Below are 16285 nucleotides of genomic sequence, written 5' to 3'. Positions count from 1 at the left end.
TAACAGCCGACTCATTTATATCGAGTCGGCTGTTATTCTCAATTCACACGTACATATACATTACTAGCTGTAATATAGTATATTTCCCCTTTACTATTGTGCACCCTATATTGCTGTGAATCGTTGACCTTTACTTTTTCGTCAATTATAAACCCTTCACCTATATTTAAAGTTCCAGCAACATCTTTATCTTGCCAAGATGGAACATCATAGAAACGTAGGTTATTAATTTTAGAAACAACACGCTTACCTACAATAGAAGAATCCACTGTAATTTTCTTATTAAACTTTACATAAGATGAATTTTGCTATTAAATACTTTAACATTAAGGAATAAGAGGGATATTCGCTATGAAACTATACTTTAAAGACATACATTTAGGTGATATTTCCAATGAAAATGGTGATGGTTTTTGGATGTATGGGAATATTAACTTCACTAATAATATTTCTGATTTCAAAGAGTTTCTTAACAAAATGGTAGATGAAAATAATCCATCTTTAGATGATGTAAATCCAATTCTATTGGATGAAAACAATTGGTTTGTATCTAAAAATGATCAATTAGAGGGAATTGGAATACCCGCTGTCTATTTTGATTCAAATGAAATAGAATGGCGTTGGAGATAAATAAAAAGGTTCTCAGTTAAGAGAACCTTTTTCACCTCACTTCACATATACATAGGCTTCATTTACAGTTACATAATATGTTTTACCTTTGCTATTATGTACCTTATATTGTGGCGAACCATTAACACTTACTTTCGCATCAATCGTGAATCCTAATCCTATATCTACAGAACCAGCCACATCTTTATCCTGCCAAGATGGAGCATCATAGAAACGTAGATTGTTAACTTTTGAAATAACGCGCTTCCCAACAATAGAAGAATCTACTGCACTCTTCTTATTAAACTTCACATAAAATGGATCATTCTTAATCCATTGTTCACCGCCAAGATTTAACCAACCATCCTTTTCACTCCACACAATATATGATTCTGGTTTATTTAAATGACGAATCTTAGAATAGCTTGTACCTGGTCCTTTACGTAAATTAACGTTGTATCCTTCAATATAAGCAATACCATCTGTTACAGCTGCTGGTACCGCTTCTGGTTTAGATGGCTTTTCAAGAACTGAAACTGCTACATTAGAATTATTGTATGCACGTTGCACGTCAGCTCGGAACTGGGCTTCTGAAACACCGTGGCTGCGTAAGTAATCAAGTGGATCTTCATGATCTGTGCCGCCGAGATGATGCGTCACATCGCTATGCGTCCACAATCCTTTTTCTACGCTAATTCCACGATCACGTAAGATTTTAGCTAGTAACTTAATGTATTTATCATAGCTGCGTTTAAATTTTGTATAGTCGGCGGTTTCACATAACTCTACGTGTACAAAGCGCTTATTCGCACTTGGTCCTGCTCCATAAGCAATGTATTTCGTATCTGCGATTTGAATCGTCTCATTCCAATCTACTGCGTAATGTACAAATGCTGAACGCCATGTACGAGACTCATACTTTTGAATATTAATAGCCGGCGCTTCAGGAGTTGCTTATGAATGCGCCACAACGCCTTCATAAGCTCCTACGCCATAACGATATGCTTGCTTATATAAATCATCAATAATAAGCGTTCTATCAGCAAAAGCCCCTGTAGTAAAGCTAAACAGGAGTAGTAAGGTCATTAATACAGAGGAAACTAGTTTAATTTGTTTTTTCATTAAGCATCTTCTCCTTTTTCTTCGTGATCTGACCAAATTCCTAAAGCAATACCAACTGATAATAAATAAGGTGCCAGCTCATCTAAGAAACTCTTAGCTTCAGGAACACCGAACCTTGTAAATAAGAATCCAAGCAAAGAAAAAACCGCAACCCAGGTGCGCCAGTTGCGGAATCGTTTTTTGATATTTTCTTTATTCATGCTTCTCCCTACTTTCCTGTGAATTTAAAAAGAGCCATTATCCCACCTGTGATAATAGCCCCTACTACTGTAGTTCCAATCCAAAAAACTAATTTGTTTAATCTATCCACACGCATATGAGCACTCTTTTCTGACTGTTGCGCTTCAATTGCGACTTCTTTAACATTACCTAGTGTATCAAGCTTTGTTTCTACTCTGGTTAACCCTACAAGTAGTTCTTTCATATCATCGTGTTTTAATTCGGCCATTTTTTCACTCCTTTATGCAAAATAAAAAAGCATGTAATAAACATGCTTCGTTTTGTTTTAAATGCCGTATTTTGTTAGAAATTTACTTATCGATAAACATCATTTTTAATTTCATTTTCCCATGCCTTATATCCTGTACTATTTATATGTACGCCATCTACTGTCCACGCTTCCTTTAACTGGCCATCATTATCAGTAAATAATGGATGTAAATCAATAAATTTATATTCATTTTCCTTAGCTATTTTTTCAAGCTCTTTGTTTATCCAATTAACATCCTCATTTTTTAAATTAGAAGGCTTAGATACACGAACAGGAAGTATGCTCTCGATAAATACTTTGGTATCTGGTAAATCTGTCTTTAATTGTTTAACAATATTCTTATAGTTGTCTACTACTTCCTCTTTTGGTGTTTTAGCTCGTAAATCATTTATTCCTACCATAAGAAATACTTTAGATGGTTTTAAAGACATTACCTGGTTTAAACGATACATCACATCAATCGTGGTATCTCCACTGATTCCACGATTATACGTCTTAACATGTGGGAAAACTTCTCCCCATTCATTATAATCTGTTAAGCTATCCCCTAAAAATACTACTCCCGTTCCTACAGATTCCGCACTATTAAATACAGATTCTCGTACTTTATGCAATGGAGTAAACGTTATTTTTTTATCATTATTATCACTTGTAGATAATGACACTTCAGTCCCCTTTACTTTTGTTTCTGATGGTGTCTCTACTTCTCTATCATCACTTGTAAAGAATGGTACTTTATCCTTAATATAAGAAATCCCTTCGTTTGAGTAGACGAAATAACCACCTACAAGAAAAAATGCTGCATTTAATACGATAGAAATAGTTGCTACTTTTTTAAAATTCATCTTGATATATCCTCCTAGGAGTAATTGTGATACGTTAAATTTATCATATAAAAGGATTTATTTGTTAAATCCTTTTATTAATTAGACTGATTAATAATCCAACTCGCACTCCATAATCCGTGAATCATTTGTGCATTTACAGCATCATGGACGTTTGGTGATATTGCGAGCCTGTATGATTTATTTAATGGATCTACTGGTGGTCTTGGTGTAGATTCAAAAGTCTTAGACGCGAATTTTCCTGTCGCTAAGTAATTACCTAATGCATACACATTATTTATTTTCTTATCAAAATGATACTGCTGCATTTCTGCGACTCTTGCTTGCTTAAAGTTGAAATCGTCATTTCTCCCAGCTAATGGCGGCGGAATAATACCAATTTTGATACCAGGGTTGTATTGATGAATTGAATCAATCATCTTTTTGTATTCAATTGGTGTATAAGCAAGGATTTCTTCAATTGTCGGTTGAGCAATATTCTCCGTTTCAAGTTCATGGCTAAATCCAGTGATGTCATTTGTTTCAAGTATAAAGATGACATAATCTACACCATCAAATGAGTTTGCATTCATGTAATAAGTGAAATCAAATGCTTGTGTATTTGGATTCCAAAATGGATTATCTGGCTTGAAATAGATCGTCCCATCCTTCCGTTTTGTTGTGCCTGTGAAGTCTGTTAAACGCCACCCACCTCGACCTTCGCCTTTTACCTTTGTTGTTCACCCTTCGATTCCATATCCATAATTGTTATGACCATTATCCACTGTACCTATCATCGTAGGAGTAAAACCTAACTTTTCAAGCCAATACTTCACGTAAAATGGACCATTGGCATTCGTAATACTATCGCCAATCAACAAGTTCTTAGGCGTCTTATTTTGCTTTACCTTTGGATCAGCAAATTTCAGCGTAATATCTTTGCCAATAGAATTTTTTAAATCGTTATTATAGATCCCTGCAAAACGGGTAAGTAAATTAACCGGAATTGGCGATGAAATACTACATGAATCACGGAATGTTTCTGTTTTTATCGGAGAGGATAATTCAAACAACAGATTAGGCTTGTTGTTAAACTTGTTGTAACAGAAGTTTTGAGACAAAATACTATAATCGATGCCACATAGTAAGTACAATTCGCTCGGTAACACAAATTTATTTGTTGCCCAATCTTAACTTACATCGTTGCTTTCATTGCGCTCATAGAGTTTCAAACCGTCAACTTTTAGACATATAAACAAGACATTTATTTTCGTTAGTTATGCTCGTTTGTTTTGTTGGACCTTAAATCGAACTGCAACTACATTCTTCGTATTTAATTGTGATATGAACCATAAGTTTGCCGCTTCGGCAAGCTTATGATGCTTTTTGTTTGAGGCAAACTTATGCTTCCAGGATTTGAAAAATATTTTTAATGTCGCTTTTAAATAAAGTCACGGCGTTTATAAAAAAGACGCGATGTTTTGTCCCTTTGGATCTGTTTATCTAAAGGGATGTTTTTATAGTGAAAAGAAAATCCGAACTGAAAGGCGGATTAAGGAACTGTTGAGCGGCAATAAAGTTACTCCACTAAAAGGCCATTTAATTGAATAAGACTACAAAAAAGTCACTTTCCCTTACGTAAGGAAAGTAACTTTTTAGATTAATTTTCCCCTTGTTATCAAGCTATTTACTTTAAGTTCATTTGACTAATTTTGAAAATGTTGTTGACTATTCAGTTGAACTGTATTAAATTGTTATTAAGTTGAACTATATAGTCGAACTGAATAAAGGGTGAGGATATGAAACATAAATTATTACCGTTGTCTGAAACCATGCATTATATTTTATTAGCTTTGCGTGAGCCACTCCATGGCTATGCCGTAATGCAGAAGATAGAAACGATAAGTAACGGTACTGTTATTTTAGCAGCTGGCACATTATACGGTGCGATTGAAAACTTGAGTAAGCATGGTTGGATTGAACCTGTTGGAGAGTTAGGTCGAAGAAAAGTTTATATGATAACTGCAGAAGGAAGCGCCATTTTGAAAATGGAACAAAACAGGTTATTGCATATTTTATCCCTGTACGAAGGAAGTGAATCCAATGAAGATATTTAAGATGTTTTTTGATATTGAAAAAGAGGAGCAATGGTTGAACGAGCAATTACAAAAAGGCTATCGTTGTACAAATATTAGTGGATTAGGAATATACACTTTCGAAAAAACTGACAAGAGATATGTTATGCGACTTGATTATCAAGATTATTTACCTAAGAAAAAGTTGGTTGAATACAAAGAGATATATAAGGATTTCGGTTGGAACTATATAAAGGGGTCCTGGTTTAGTGGAATACGGTATTGGCAAAAAGAAGATGATGATCAAAATGAAATCTTCTCGGATCGCCAATCAACGGATAATTATTATAAAAGATTAATGGGTTATTCATTTTGGTTTGGTACGCTGTGTTTAGCTTATTCTTATATGTTTTACAAGGGTTCGGGATTATATCATGAAGGTCTTTGGAGTATGAAAGATTCATTATTTTGGAAGGCATTTTTATTTGAAACTCCATTTGTCCTTGTGAAGTTGTCTCCCACACTTCTGTTTGTTTTTTTGGGTAGCAGTTTCTATAAAAATTATCGAAAGTATTCATTGTTAAAAGAAAAATAAACGTTTTTGAAATCTTTCAGAATCGGGCGCGATCGTGGAGCAAACACAGGTAGAAAAATGATTAAACTTTTTATAAAAAATTATTCACTAGCAACAAATAACCCAAGCATTTTGATCACACTTTTTTCAAAATGTTTGGGTTTCTTCTGTTGAAAAATCAATTTTTGTAGCATGCTTTTGATCACACTTTATTACAAACCGACAGCATTCACGGCAAGCTTATGGGTTAATAATTTATCCACGGCAAAGATATGCTTCCTTTTCCCTCGAACAATCAACTAAATCTCCTCAAAAACATGTAATTTCCGGCAAGGATATGCTTCCTTTAGCGGCAACTTTATGGGTAAAGTCACGTTAATAAGTATTAATTTAGAAAATCCATAAACAAAAAAAGAGTGCTATGAAGAAATGCACTCTTTCAATAGACTTTACCAATCCCGATGATCATCATGATCACGGTCATGATCATCATTACGTCTGCGACGACACTCATCACAATCACAGTCACGGTCACGTCTACAACGACGGTCATCACAATCTCTATGTCTGCGTCTGCAAAACATTAAATCATCCCAAAATCTATTACACTCTCTGCAATGTCTGAAATTACAATTACATCCCATAAATATGATTACCTCCTCTTAACTTTAAGATTCATCATATTCTATGTTTAAAAACAAAAGAAGCTTGTTTACTAGTCTATTTTCTACATTTAAAGTAATAATATTATTATCTAATCTTTAAGTTTCAAATCTATTTCACCCCTTATCATCCCTTAACAACAAACAAGACGCCACCCAGATCACGGCAGCGCCTACGATAATTGCTATACACTTCATCAAACTCATTTATTCTCATATTATTTATTTCTTTGCTTCCATACCCCATTCTCTTTATGATAAGTATTCTTGCCATTCATGAAGTCAGCTGTATTACCAGTAATGCTATATTTCTTATTGTTTTTCTTAGCCTTCTTCTTCAGCCTCTTCTCTTCTTGAACAGCTTGCAAGTCCGCCTTCCATTGTTTCAACAAATCCTTTTCACGTCGCATCGAATTTGTACCCCTTGGATTAATATGCACATCATATAATTAGATTCTATCTATTTATATAATTATTTAATTCAAATGTCCATTTTGTACAAAATAAAAGAGCACCCATAATCGATAGGTGCTCAAATATATGAAGTGGGGCAACCCCATACTCCAATATATGCTTGTCCTTATTAAAAGGTGCAAAATAAAAAGAGTACCCGTCATTAGGTACCCTTCAACAAATAAGTATGGCGCCCCAAGTTTCACCTCATATGATAACTCGTCCCACGAATTCATCATATGCTTGTCTTATTAGAATGTTCACTGGTTTAATGTGTAATTTCTATATAACAAAGAAAAAAGCACCCGTTATGGATGCTTTTTTTGTATTTAATCCTTCTTCTCTTTTACCACCAAAGAGAATACATTGTCCAAATTAACCATACGATCTCCAAATCTGAAGAATCTAGCTTCTCTTGCTTGTATAGAATTTTCTATAGCAGTAACTGTTACTGTCTTTTTATACTCAATTTCAAATTCGTGTTGTTTACCATCGATTGCTTCTATGCTTATTATAAATTTTTTCATTTTCTTATTCTCCACCTCTCCCAATATATCTATTCGACAGAATAGAAAAATATTCTACAAAACAAAAATCCATCACGAAAGGTGACAGTTCCTAAAGGGGAAGAGAGATAACAAATGGCAATGAGTATCTCTTTAAGCCTCTGGTATTCTAGATACTCTCAGGATTCTCCAAGCCACCGCATCAATAGTATGGCTACACGCCCTGTGTCAGTGACTGGGAGAAGAGTGAGAATTCATATTCTCAACTTTATATTCCTCTTCTCGTTTATACTCCGTAGAGTCGGCTACTTAATGTCATTTTCGCCAATATCGAATTTTGAACTACCCCCACTTTCACTTCGTTTAGAAGAGGGGGATTCCTAAGTAAAGAGTTCTATCGAACTCTAATTTATTAGGCTATCTCCACAGTCCTTGCGGTTAGAAGCCTTATCGCTTCATTCTTTAGATTGATACTTGCGTTAATATCCCTATCATGGTGTGTAAGGCAAGAAGGGCAGTCCCATTTACGTAGGTTTAGATTTTTAACGTCTTTGTTTTGATATCCACAACAAGAACATAATTGGCTTGAAGCAAATGTTTTCGATACGACAATGATTTGTTTGCCGTACCATTTTGCCTTATATTCCAACATAGTTCGAAACTGAGACCATGATACCTCACTAATTGCTTTTGCTAACTTATGATTCTTTAACATATTCGATACTTGCAAATCCTCTATACCGATAACATCGTGGTTTTTGATGATTTCAGTCGAGATTTTGTCCAAGTAATCTTTTCTAGCATTCGTCATGTATTCATGAATTCTAGCTACTTTTACTCGTTGTTTATTCCAGCGAGAAGATCCTTTCATTCTTCTAGAAAGAACACGCTGTGCTTTTGCCAACTTCTCTTCTAATGATCGAAAAAACTTCGGATTTTTATAGGTAGTTCCATCTGACAAAATGGCGAAATCTTTTAGTCCCACATCCATTCCAATGTAAGAGTTTGTTTTCGGAAGTTCTTGCACTTCTGTTTCAACTAACAATGACACAAAGTATCTGCCAGAAGGGTTCCGTCTAACTGTAGCATTTAAAATACGTCCAATTACTTCACGACTTTTGGCAAATCGAACAAGACCTAGTTTTGGCAATTTCATTTTGTTTCCTACAACGGCAATGTTTTCATTTGTTTGTTTTGTGGTATAAGATTGTACGTTGTTCTTCTTAGATTTGAAACGCGGGGCATTGTTTTGTTTTTTGAAAAGGCGTGTATAAGCATCCGCAAGGTTGCGAACAGACGACTGAATCGCGATACTATCCACTTCTTTTAGCCAAACAAATTCTTTCTTCATGGCAGGGAGTTTCGCAGAGCATGTACCATATGTCAAACCTTTCCCTGTTTCTTTGTATGCACTATCCCATAGAGATAGGAAATGATTGAATACAAAACGAGAACAGCCAATCGTTTTATTGATTAGGTTTGCTTGTGCTTTATTTGGATAGATACGAAATTTATATGCTTTATTAATTATCATTCATTTCACCTCCATTTCGGTATGTTTCTATTGTACAACAAACGTACATTCGATAGGTAGTAAAGTAACAGTTTATGTATGTCGAACAATTAAGATGGCTTCCTGCCATCCCTTGTCCGAAGCCAATTCATCTCCCACCTACTCACTAAGCGTTCCTTGAGGAAGGAGTCTTCTTGGCTAAAATGATAAAGGATTTATATCAAGACGCGTACGTTTCTTCCTGCACCTTGTTTGAACCAATACACAAGACTGAGGGGAATGTTCAGCTGTATTGCCTCAAACAAAAAGCGGAAGCTCTCTGTTCGTTTAATCATTTAAGAAGAACAACCTGACTTACATTAGTTATTGTTGTGAGTAATTACTAATATAATTGAGTTATTTCTTCTTGCTAGGAGATGCGGTCCATTCAATCGAACAGACCAACATCCCCATTTGTAAAACGATCCAGTTTTAACATAGAAATCAAGAATCCACATGACAGATGTGATTTTACTACCTATGGGTCCACAAACGAAAGGCGGAACGCTTATACACTCAATGAGAAGTAAAATATAAATAATTTTGGGAAGCTCTTATTCCCTCTAGCCTCCGCGTCACCGAGTAACGTTATTATAATGGGAACGCTATCCCCAAAAAATATGCTATTTCTCTGCCATTTTCAAATGATTCCTAATTTAGTAGCGATCAATTTAATGGCACTCTTCTTTTTCTCGTAAAAGTATGAGTTCTTCATCATCAATTCGTTCTGTATGAATGAATCTTTAACTGGTTTATTATCTAGAAACTTCATAGTAATAATGTTTCTTTCATCCTCATCTAAGATATGGTCCAAAGTCTTCTCTATCTGTTTCACCTTTAATTCGCTTATTCTTCTTGAATTTCGTATCTCTGGAAACAAACTGATTCCTTCTTGTTCCACTTCATTATTGAATAGCATCTTTAATGCACGGTATTCCTTTAAGATGCTGACTACTTCCTTTTGTACTTTCTTGTCATCGATTGCTGGTAATAAAGTTAATTGTTCCATGAAGGAATCCCCCTATTTCTAACTTTGGTTTTTACATTCACATTAGGTACGTGAAATTTTACTATCTAACTACTGAATAAGAGAACATCGCGCATTAACATAGCCCCCACCACACTATTGCACGTTGTTCCGCTATCCATTAAGCCTTTAGCAATTTACGTTTCTTATTAGCCATTTTCTCTTTTGCTGCTTCTATGTTATTTGCTACCTTTTTATGGTCCTGATCAAATTGAATCATGCCATCTATTACCGGTGTAACTCCTTGCTCATCAATGTATTGTAAGTAATCCACTGGCGCTCGTTCTGTCTGATCTACAAAGTGCCCATAAATATCAAAGTCTGCTCTTGGTATCGACTTCTTGCCTTTTGGCTGTTGCGACATCCTTACGTAAGATTGAATGACTGATAGTGGTACCACGAATACTAAATTGTCCTTACTAAACTCAATAAGCAAGAAACAAATCGCTCCCATCTTCTATGCTTTCTCCAGGTAATCCAATTGGTGCTGCGCAATGTTCTTCAAATCAAATCGTGTAAGACTCTCTGTAGACTTCGCTTCAATTGCTAAAGCTCGTCCCTTATACACGCCATCATAGTCTACTGTACTTTTAGCTTCATAGAATCCATTTAATACACGGCCACCATTACTGGAGTAGGACGCTTGTTTATAAGCGCCACTCCCCCTCTTTGATACATTTCATTCGCTAGATTGATAAGCATTTCAAATGCCATTCCTCTGTTTCCTAGTCCCATTGTTATTCCTCGCTTCCTATTAAAAAAATTATTTTGTTCAGATTCTGAAAGAATGTTAATATTCTTCATAAAGGAGGTCTACTGATGAAAACTTTATGGAAAAAAGTTTCTTTAATTGCTTTCATAGTAATTGTCCTTTTAATAATTTTATATTTTGGCGGCATGTCACTTTTTTGGAACCAGCCCTGAATAAAACTAAACATTCCGTCAATACTGTATATGACATTAGATTTTCTCCTTGTTCCCCCTTGGAGATGAGCAGTTAGTTTTTGCTAACTGCTCTTATATTTATAACAAAGATAAGATTATTTAGAATGATTCTTCTTTATTTCTCAATATAAGGAGCCTTGGATTTTTATTAACACTCCTGTAGTATATGAACAAAGAGTAAGGTAAGAGTTACTCTTTGCCATTTTAGGAGAGGTTCTGTTGGAGACAACAGGACCTTTTTTTCGTAAAGAGATAGTTTTGTTTAATTTTTCACCACTAACCACAAAAATATCTTACAATCGTTATATAATAAATTAAAGTATTAGAGTGGATCAAATGCCAGTTACACTAGAACTTATTCTTTTCATTCTTATAGCAATTAGTGCTGTTGGCTATTTAATAAAAGAATTTCAAAAAACTAGGAAAAGAACACTTGGAATATCAATAGAATTTTTGGTTCTTTTCTGGTCAATATGGAGAATATCGACCATCATAATCTAATTTGTAAAATATAATCCCCCTTGAATAAAACTCAATATTCCGTCAACAATATAGATGACATTAGATTTTTTTCCTTGTTCCCCCTTGGAGATGGGCAGTTAGCTTTTGCTGGCTGCTCTTTTGTATTTCTCTTATCCACTCTTTAATAGGAATGATCACGATTGTTGATAATAGTAAATATTATATATATTATGCCGCTTCAAAGGAGCATCTTGAAGTATCTCCTCTTGCTAAGTTTAAAACAAGTAAGAAATTAGAACAGGAACAACTGATTCAGGATATTGTTAACCAATTATCTTATTAAGTTAAATTCTAATTTTATGTACAAACTAACAATATTAACTAGTTAGAAGAATTTCTTTTCGTTGAGCAGTAATAGTGTAACTTTTCCTACTAGGTGGCCGCTATACATGCCCATCAACTTAACATAACTGGTTTCCCAAAATACGATAAAACATTGCACATAATATATGAGAAAAAAGGATAGATAAAGCCATGATGCTTTATCTATCCTTTTATTTGGAAAACTTAGTGAATTTTAGAGAACACGCTATCCAAGACCAATTATAACGGGCAAGTGCACTCAATATCATAATCAATGCTCTTAGTGTTTGGAACACGTTTTTTTTAGAGAAAGCTATTGAAGAACTCAAAAAAAAGGGCGGATTTAGGGAAGTTTCAATACCCCACGTGTCTACATTAGGTTGGGAGCATATAAACTTTCTAGGTGAATATAATTCAAGCTTACGTAACTTGTGTCCATTACATAAAAAAGAGCCGTTTTACTCCTAACGGGGTAAAACCCGGCTCTTTTTCTGTCGAAATTTGCTTAGCGTGGTTTTTTCCGAAATTTTGGCGGTACCCCATTGCCATCAAGCTAAGATTTTAAAGTACCCCCTAAATGGAAATTTTGTGTTTTTTATAGGACCGAAATTCATTTTTATCGTTTTGGGGAAGAATGTATTTCTTAATTTGATAGCGATGGGGGCGTATGGTGAGACTTCAGTTGCACTTACTTATAGGAGTAGAGTAAGAAAAATGCATATTTACAAATTTAAGGAAATTAAAATATAAAAAGCCTAATTTCTCGGTGTTATAAGTGAGAAATTAGGCTTTAATTACTTCTTTTAAGCGCCCTTTAGTGGAATAACTAAACTGCTTATATTAGCTGATATGATTCTATAAGAACAGTGGAAATTTAATTCTGAAGAGCTTTTTGTAATGATTTTTTCATTGCTTCTATAAAGTTATGACGTGTTTCTTCAGGTAATTCTAATAAGGAAAGATAAGGGTTTAAATCTTCTAACTCGACTAATAAAAGCCCCCCTTGTTCGCTACGGCAAGCATCAACTCGTTGAATCCCCCAGTCAAGATTATTCCAGTCGATGAAACGTTTAGCAAAAGCTACATCTTCTTCCGTAGGTACATACTCTTTCAATTCCCATCTTTTATCTTTATTTGGTGCATAAAGAGCATACTGAAATTCTTTGTCAATAAAATAAAATGAGACTTCATATTCAAAATTGATAAATGGTTGTACCAATGTATCTTTTGACTCTGAATTAACTTTTTCACTCAATTCATCTTTTGTAACAAATTCCATCCCGATAGAGTCTGCTCCATTTTTCGGCTTTACGATATATCTGTCTACACTAGGGAGTTTACTTAGGGAATCAAGAGTATCAATCGTCGGAATAACAGGAAAATGAGCATTTGTTAGTTCGATTAAATATTCTTTTCCATTCATATCACCCTTCCCATTAAACGCATTATATGTTTTTAAATGTTTAGAAACAATTCGTTTACGAAAATCCTCATATTTGTCTTTAAAATTTGCAACTGGACCTGCATTTCGGAAAACAATCAAATTAGCATTATCTTCAAATGCTTCAATATCTTCAGGATGACAGATGACCAAATTAAATGCTTCTCTAAGTTTAGAAGTTAGGAATAAATCCTCTTCATAATAATTTCTTCCTTTTGCTTCATAATATAAATTTGTTACAAATAGTAGCGTCTTCATTACGCCTTCACCTGCTTTTCTTAAATTTTTATTGTGAAAATATCCCCTTAAAAAAACAAAAAATCCCGTCTCAGTAAGAGACGAGATTGAAACTCGCGGTACCACTCTTGTTTAATAAAATGTTTAAATAACATTTTACTACCCTTTACAAACGTACAATCATACGTTGTCCCTTCTAACGGAGGAAACCGATAAAGCTTACTAAACATTCGGCTTTACTTCTCGGAGATGATCTTCGGTTATTATCTGAACGCTGGTTTTCAGCAAAACACCAGCTCTCTTTGGAACAGAAACAATAACTTACTCTTTCTCTTCATAGAATTTAAATCAAATTCGATTAATTAGACGTTATTATATATTTATTCAGAAAAAAATGCAAATGATTAAGAAATTTATTGATTTTTTTATATAAGGGTCCCTCCATATGACTATGAACTTAAGTTTTTCACTATCCATAAAGCAAAAAAGACGCTATTCTTTCTGTAGAATCATAGGAAAGAATAGCGTTTTTTTCTACTTTTAGATAGTCTATTAAGAGTTGTTTCTTGAAACGAATATATGACTTATTTGGTAAACGATAGGATATAAGAAAACCAGAAAGATTAACGGTTTATTATGCATATGGTTAAAATTCCATGTTCCTTCTGATAAAAATAAAGTACCTAAAGTTAATACATACATTACAAAACAACAAATTGATAAGCTTTTCTGTCTGATATGTAAAAACATTTCATCAATAAAATTCTCACTCTCTTTTTTCCCTTTCAAAATTCTCTTCATAAATAATGATTGCAAAATGATTGTTGCTACAAATAACGAAGTTATAGAGAGCTGTTGCTTCTCATACCATTCAAAAGCAAGTAAACCCATAATCACAATGTAAAAACAAGTAAATAAGATATTAATTCCATTTTTCATTTGTTTCTTCTCCTTATCTAGATTTAATAAATAAATAATTGATCAACTGTTACACCAAGGGATTTAGCTAAATTAAAAGCAAGTTCCAATGTAGGATCATATTTGTTATTCTCAATCGCATTAATCGTTTGTCTTGAAACACGACATAATTTAGCTAAATCTTCTTGGGAAAGCTTTTGCTCTTTACGTAAAATACGAATTATGTTCTCCATTTTTATGAACATCACCTCTAATTTTGTAAAAAACTTTTTACATTTCCAGTTTATATAAATCCATCATAAATGTCAAAAGTTTTTTACATTTATAAAAGTAAAAAAACGATAATCCTTCTACAATTTAGATAGAAAGAATATCGTTTTTTTCATTTTGGGGGTATTTTTATTTGTTAGCTTGATGGAGATGTGGCGGTACCCCATCGCTATCAAGCTAAGCTTATACAACGTCAATTATAGTAGAGGTTATTTCTTTTTTCTAAAGGGAAAGTGTAGGTGATTGAAAGATTCGCATACGAAATAAACCCTAACGGGTTTCATTTTTTGAATTAAGCCGCTTGATTATCAGACATGGTACAATTGTAAACGACACCTAAAATATCAAAGACTGTTTTCTTCTCATATCTGTGAGATTTTCGCCTGTTTTGATGTAGGAGATTGAACAGGCGAAGTAGAATCTTTGATAGCTCTTGGGTGTCTTTCTGTATAGCTTGGAAAAGAAGTAGAAAATAATCTTTAATCATATATATGGCCTTATACTCACTCAGTTCTCGTTTCTTTTTTATAAGAAGTAATTGCCGCATTTGAAACATGATAGAAGAACAGAGTAGAATGGCAATCAATTGTCCATACAAATGGCACTCCCATCTTTCTGATTTTATCTTTTTACACTGATGAATTTGAAAGAATGATTTCCACGTTTTAAATAAAATTTCAATTTGCCAACGCAAAGAGTACCAATCATGTACTTGTCCCATCGGGACAATATCTGTCGGCGTGTTTGTCATATATACATTGATACCACTGAGTCGTTTACTACGAGAAGAATACTTCATTCTTTTCTTTTTTTCTCTCACAGTTTGATCTTGTAATCGTTTTTGTTGTTGTTCTTTTGTTAGCCGATGAACAATCACACGAGTTGGTACTTTATCAATCATTCCTACATAAGCGTCAGGTATTTCGCATATTTGTCCCGGTTGAAGTGAGTTCATTAAAACCTCCATATCTATCTGGATATACTCTGTACCTTTCTTGATTCTTCCATCTTGAAAATAATTAGGGCTGGGATTTTTTTGATAAATACGTGTATTTGATTTAATACGAGAGATATAGTAAGCCTTTTCATTTTGTATATGCTGAAGATCTTTCAAGTGAAAATAACCTAAATCACGGATACATAAGTCATTCGCTGTCACAGTTGGGACACACAGAGAACCATAGGTTCGATCATGTTGTTTACCTGGACCTGTATGAATATGTAGGAACTGTCCACTTAATAGGTCATACTCAAGCTGAATCTTCACCCCCGCTGTATGACTGCACCCTCCTGCACCTGGATAAACAGATGAAAATACATCGGGAAGTTGAAATGCAGTTGAATCTAGGATACGAATACGCTTGAAATTAGAAGTGTAAGGAGAAGAGAGCAGCTTGGTTGAAGATAACTTTTGGCTGAGAAGTTCAGCTAACACTTGGTGTAGAAATCGCACGGCTGTGGCATTAAATCGTTGATTCAGTCCTTCAGGACTGATGAGAACCTCTGTTGATACTTCTAAACAGCTACATAACTGAGTTAAAGAGGTTTTAGCAACATTTTGACTCATCCATACACATAGAGCTACTAAATCTTTTGCTTGGTACTTACTGGTTCGTTGTACAAAGCCAACATCTCTAGCAAGATTTCTTAAGAAATCTGGAGATAAGAGGTTTTGAATTTCTTGAGCAAATAGTTGTAATTCATCAGATACAGAAATAGACATACAAAAACGCCACCCTTTCCTATGATGATACA

General features: G+C 34.3%; 19 protein-coding genes, 3 pseudogenes and 1 other annotated feature. Of the genes and pseudogenes, 4 read left to right on the top strand and 18 right to left on the bottom strand.

The annotated features are described in order from the left end of the window. Positions 1–38: 38 nt before the first annotated feature. A pseudogene (locus tag QCI75_RS27895) lies at positions 39–299 on the bottom strand (N-acetylmuramoyl-L-alanine amidase); the annotation flags it as partial. A gap of 52 nt (positions 300–351) precedes the next feature. On the opposite strand from QCI75_RS27895, the gene QCI75_RS27890 reads away from it, so the two are divergent. Continuing rightward, entirely contained in the window at positions 352–630 is a 279-nt protein-coding gene (locus QCI75_RS27890) for a hypothetical protein (protein ID WP_353761767.1), read from the top strand. Between the two features lie 36 nt (positions 631–666). Here QCI75_RS27890 and QCI75_RS27885 read toward each other — a convergent pair whose 3' ends face one another. From QCI75_RS27885 to QCI75_RS27860, 7 genes are all read right to left on the bottom strand, one after another. Further along, entirely contained in the window at positions 667–1536 is an 870-nt protein-coding gene (locus QCI75_RS27885) for an N-acetylmuramoyl-L-alanine amidase (protein WP_483299485.1), read from the bottom strand. Between the two features lie 27 nt (positions 1537–1563). Continuing rightward, complete coding sequence (locus QCI75_RS30625) at positions 1564–1731, bottom strand: hypothetical protein (protein WP_483299481.1); 168 nt, start codon at positions 1729–1731, stop codon at positions 1564–1566. After that, complete coding sequence (locus tag QCI75_RS27880; RefSeq protein ID WP_353761766.1) at positions 1731–1931, bottom strand: hypothetical protein; 201 nt, start codon at positions 1929–1931, stop codon at positions 1731–1733. Before QCI75_RS27880 ends, QCI75_RS30625 begins: the two co-directional genes overlap by 1 nt. 8 nt (positions 1932–1939) lie before the next feature. Then, positions 1940–2179 (bottom strand): hemolysin XhlA family protein, encoded by a 240-nt coding sequence (locus tag QCI75_RS27875; protein WP_353761765.1) that lies wholly within the window; start codon positions 2177–2179, stop codon positions 1940–1942. A gap of 86 nt (positions 2180–2265) precedes the next feature. Continuing rightward, the gene (locus QCI75_RS27870; RefSeq protein WP_353761764.1) at positions 2266–3066 is read right to left on the bottom strand and encodes an SGNH/GDSL hydrolase family protein; all 801 of its coding nucleotides are present in this window, start codon (positions 3064–3066) and stop codon (positions 2266–2268) included. Positions 3067–3143: 77 nt separating this feature from the next. Beyond that, a complete protein-coding gene (locus QCI75_RS27865; RefSeq protein WP_353761763.1) occupies positions 3144–3638 on the bottom strand; it encodes an SGNH/GDSL hydrolase family protein in 495 nt (164 codons plus the stop codon). A gap of 147 nt (positions 3639–3785) precedes the next feature. Continuing rightward, positions 3786–4118, bottom strand: coding sequence for a hypothetical protein (locus tag QCI75_RS27860; RefSeq protein ID WP_353761762.1), 333 nt, complete (start codon positions 4116–4118; stop codon positions 3786–3788). A gap of 726 nt (positions 4119–4844) precedes the next feature. On the opposite strand from QCI75_RS27860, the gene QCI75_RS27855 reads away from it, so the two are divergent. Both QCI75_RS27855 and QCI75_RS27850 read left to right on the top strand, forming a co-directional pair. Continuing rightward, positions 4845–5162: a PadR family transcriptional regulator gene (locus tag QCI75_RS27855; protein ID WP_353761760.1), complete on the top strand. Its 318-nt coding sequence runs from the start codon at positions 4845–4847 to the stop codon at positions 5160–5162. Next, the gene (locus QCI75_RS27850; RefSeq protein WP_353761758.1) at positions 5149–5715 is read left to right on the top strand and encodes a DUF2812 domain-containing protein; all 567 of its coding nucleotides are present in this window, start codon (positions 5149–5151) and stop codon (positions 5713–5715) included. The genes QCI75_RS27855 and QCI75_RS27850 overlap by 14 nt, the downstream gene beginning before the upstream one ends. Positions 5716–6143: 428 nt before the next feature. On the opposite strand, the gene QCI75_RS27845 is transcribed toward QCI75_RS27850, so the two are convergent. From QCI75_RS27845 to QCI75_RS27820, 6 genes and pseudogenes are all read right to left on the bottom strand, one after another. Then, positions 6144–6338 (bottom strand): hypothetical protein, encoded by a 195-nt coding sequence (locus tag QCI75_RS27845; RefSeq protein ID WP_353761757.1) that lies wholly within the window; start codon positions 6336–6338, stop codon positions 6144–6146. 236 nt (positions 6339–6574) lie between these two features. Continuing rightward, positions 6575–6766, bottom strand: coding sequence for a hypothetical protein (locus QCI75_RS27840; RefSeq protein ID WP_353761756.1), 192 nt, complete (start codon positions 6764–6766; stop codon positions 6575–6577). 372 nt (positions 6767–7138) lie between these two features. Continuing rightward, the gene (locus tag QCI75_RS27835; RefSeq protein WP_353761755.1) at positions 7139–7336 is read right to left on the bottom strand and encodes a hypothetical protein; all 198 of its coding nucleotides are present in this window, start codon (positions 7334–7336) and stop codon (positions 7139–7141) included. A gap of 391 nt (positions 7337–7727) precedes the next feature. After that, entirely contained in the window at positions 7728–8849 is a 1122-nt protein-coding gene (gene tnpB / locus QCI75_RS27830; protein WP_353761753.1) for an IS200/IS605 family element RNA-guided endonuclease TnpB, read from the bottom strand. Between the two features lie 658 nt (positions 8850–9507). After that, positions 9508–9876, bottom strand: a complete 369-nt coding sequence (locus QCI75_RS27825) for an ArpU family phage packaging/lysis transcriptional regulator (RefSeq protein WP_353761752.1) — start codon at positions 9874–9876, stop codon at positions 9508–9510. Between the two features lie 139 nt (positions 9877–10015). After that, positions 10016–10629: pseudogene (locus QCI75_RS27820) on the bottom strand (Holliday junction resolvase RecU). Positions 10630–11877: 1248 nt separating this feature from the next. On the opposite strand from QCI75_RS27820, the pseudogene QCI75_RS27815 reads away from it, so the two are divergent. Beyond that, positions 11878–12132 (top strand): annotated as a pseudogene (locus QCI75_RS27815) (Tn3 family transposase); the annotation flags it as partial. A gap of 406 nt (positions 12133–12538) precedes the next feature. Here the strand turns inward: QCI75_RS27815 and QCI75_RS27810 are convergent. From QCI75_RS27810 to QCI75_RS27795, 4 genes are all read right to left on the bottom strand, one after another. After that, positions 12539–13363: an ATP-grasp domain-containing protein gene (locus QCI75_RS27810; RefSeq protein WP_353761750.1), complete on the bottom strand. Its 825-nt coding sequence runs from the start codon at positions 13361–13363 to the stop codon at positions 12539–12541. Between the two features lie 73 nt (positions 13364–13436). Continuing rightward, positions 13437–13689 (bottom strand) — a binding site (T-box leader). A 205-nt stretch (positions 13690–13894) separates the two neighbouring features. Further along, the gene (locus tag QCI75_RS27805) at positions 13895–14281 is read right to left on the bottom strand and encodes a hypothetical protein (protein ID WP_016135620.1); all 387 of its coding nucleotides are present in this window, start codon (positions 14279–14281) and stop codon (positions 13895–13897) included. 23 nt (positions 14282–14304) lie between these two features. Continuing rightward, positions 14305–14493 carry a helix-turn-helix transcriptional regulator gene (locus QCI75_RS27800; RefSeq protein ID WP_002165486.1) on the bottom strand — a complete coding sequence of 63 codons (189 nt, stop codon included), beginning with the start codon at positions 14491–14493 and terminating at the stop codon, positions 14305–14307. Positions 14494–14822: 329 nt separating this feature from the next. Next, positions 14823–16253, bottom strand: coding sequence for an IS4 family transposase (locus QCI75_RS27795; protein ID WP_353761748.1), 1431 nt, complete (start codon positions 16251–16253; stop codon positions 14823–14825). Positions 16254–16285 lie beyond the last annotated feature (32 nt).

This window comes from Bacillus cereus group sp. RP43 (assembly GCF_040459645.1).
Classification (GTDB): domain Bacteria; phylum Bacillota; class Bacilli; order Bacillales; family Bacillaceae_G; genus Bacillus_A; species Bacillus_A mycoides_C.
The sequence above is the reverse complement of the archived record's forward strand: the minus strand, read 5'-3'. Positions and strand labels throughout refer to the sequence as shown.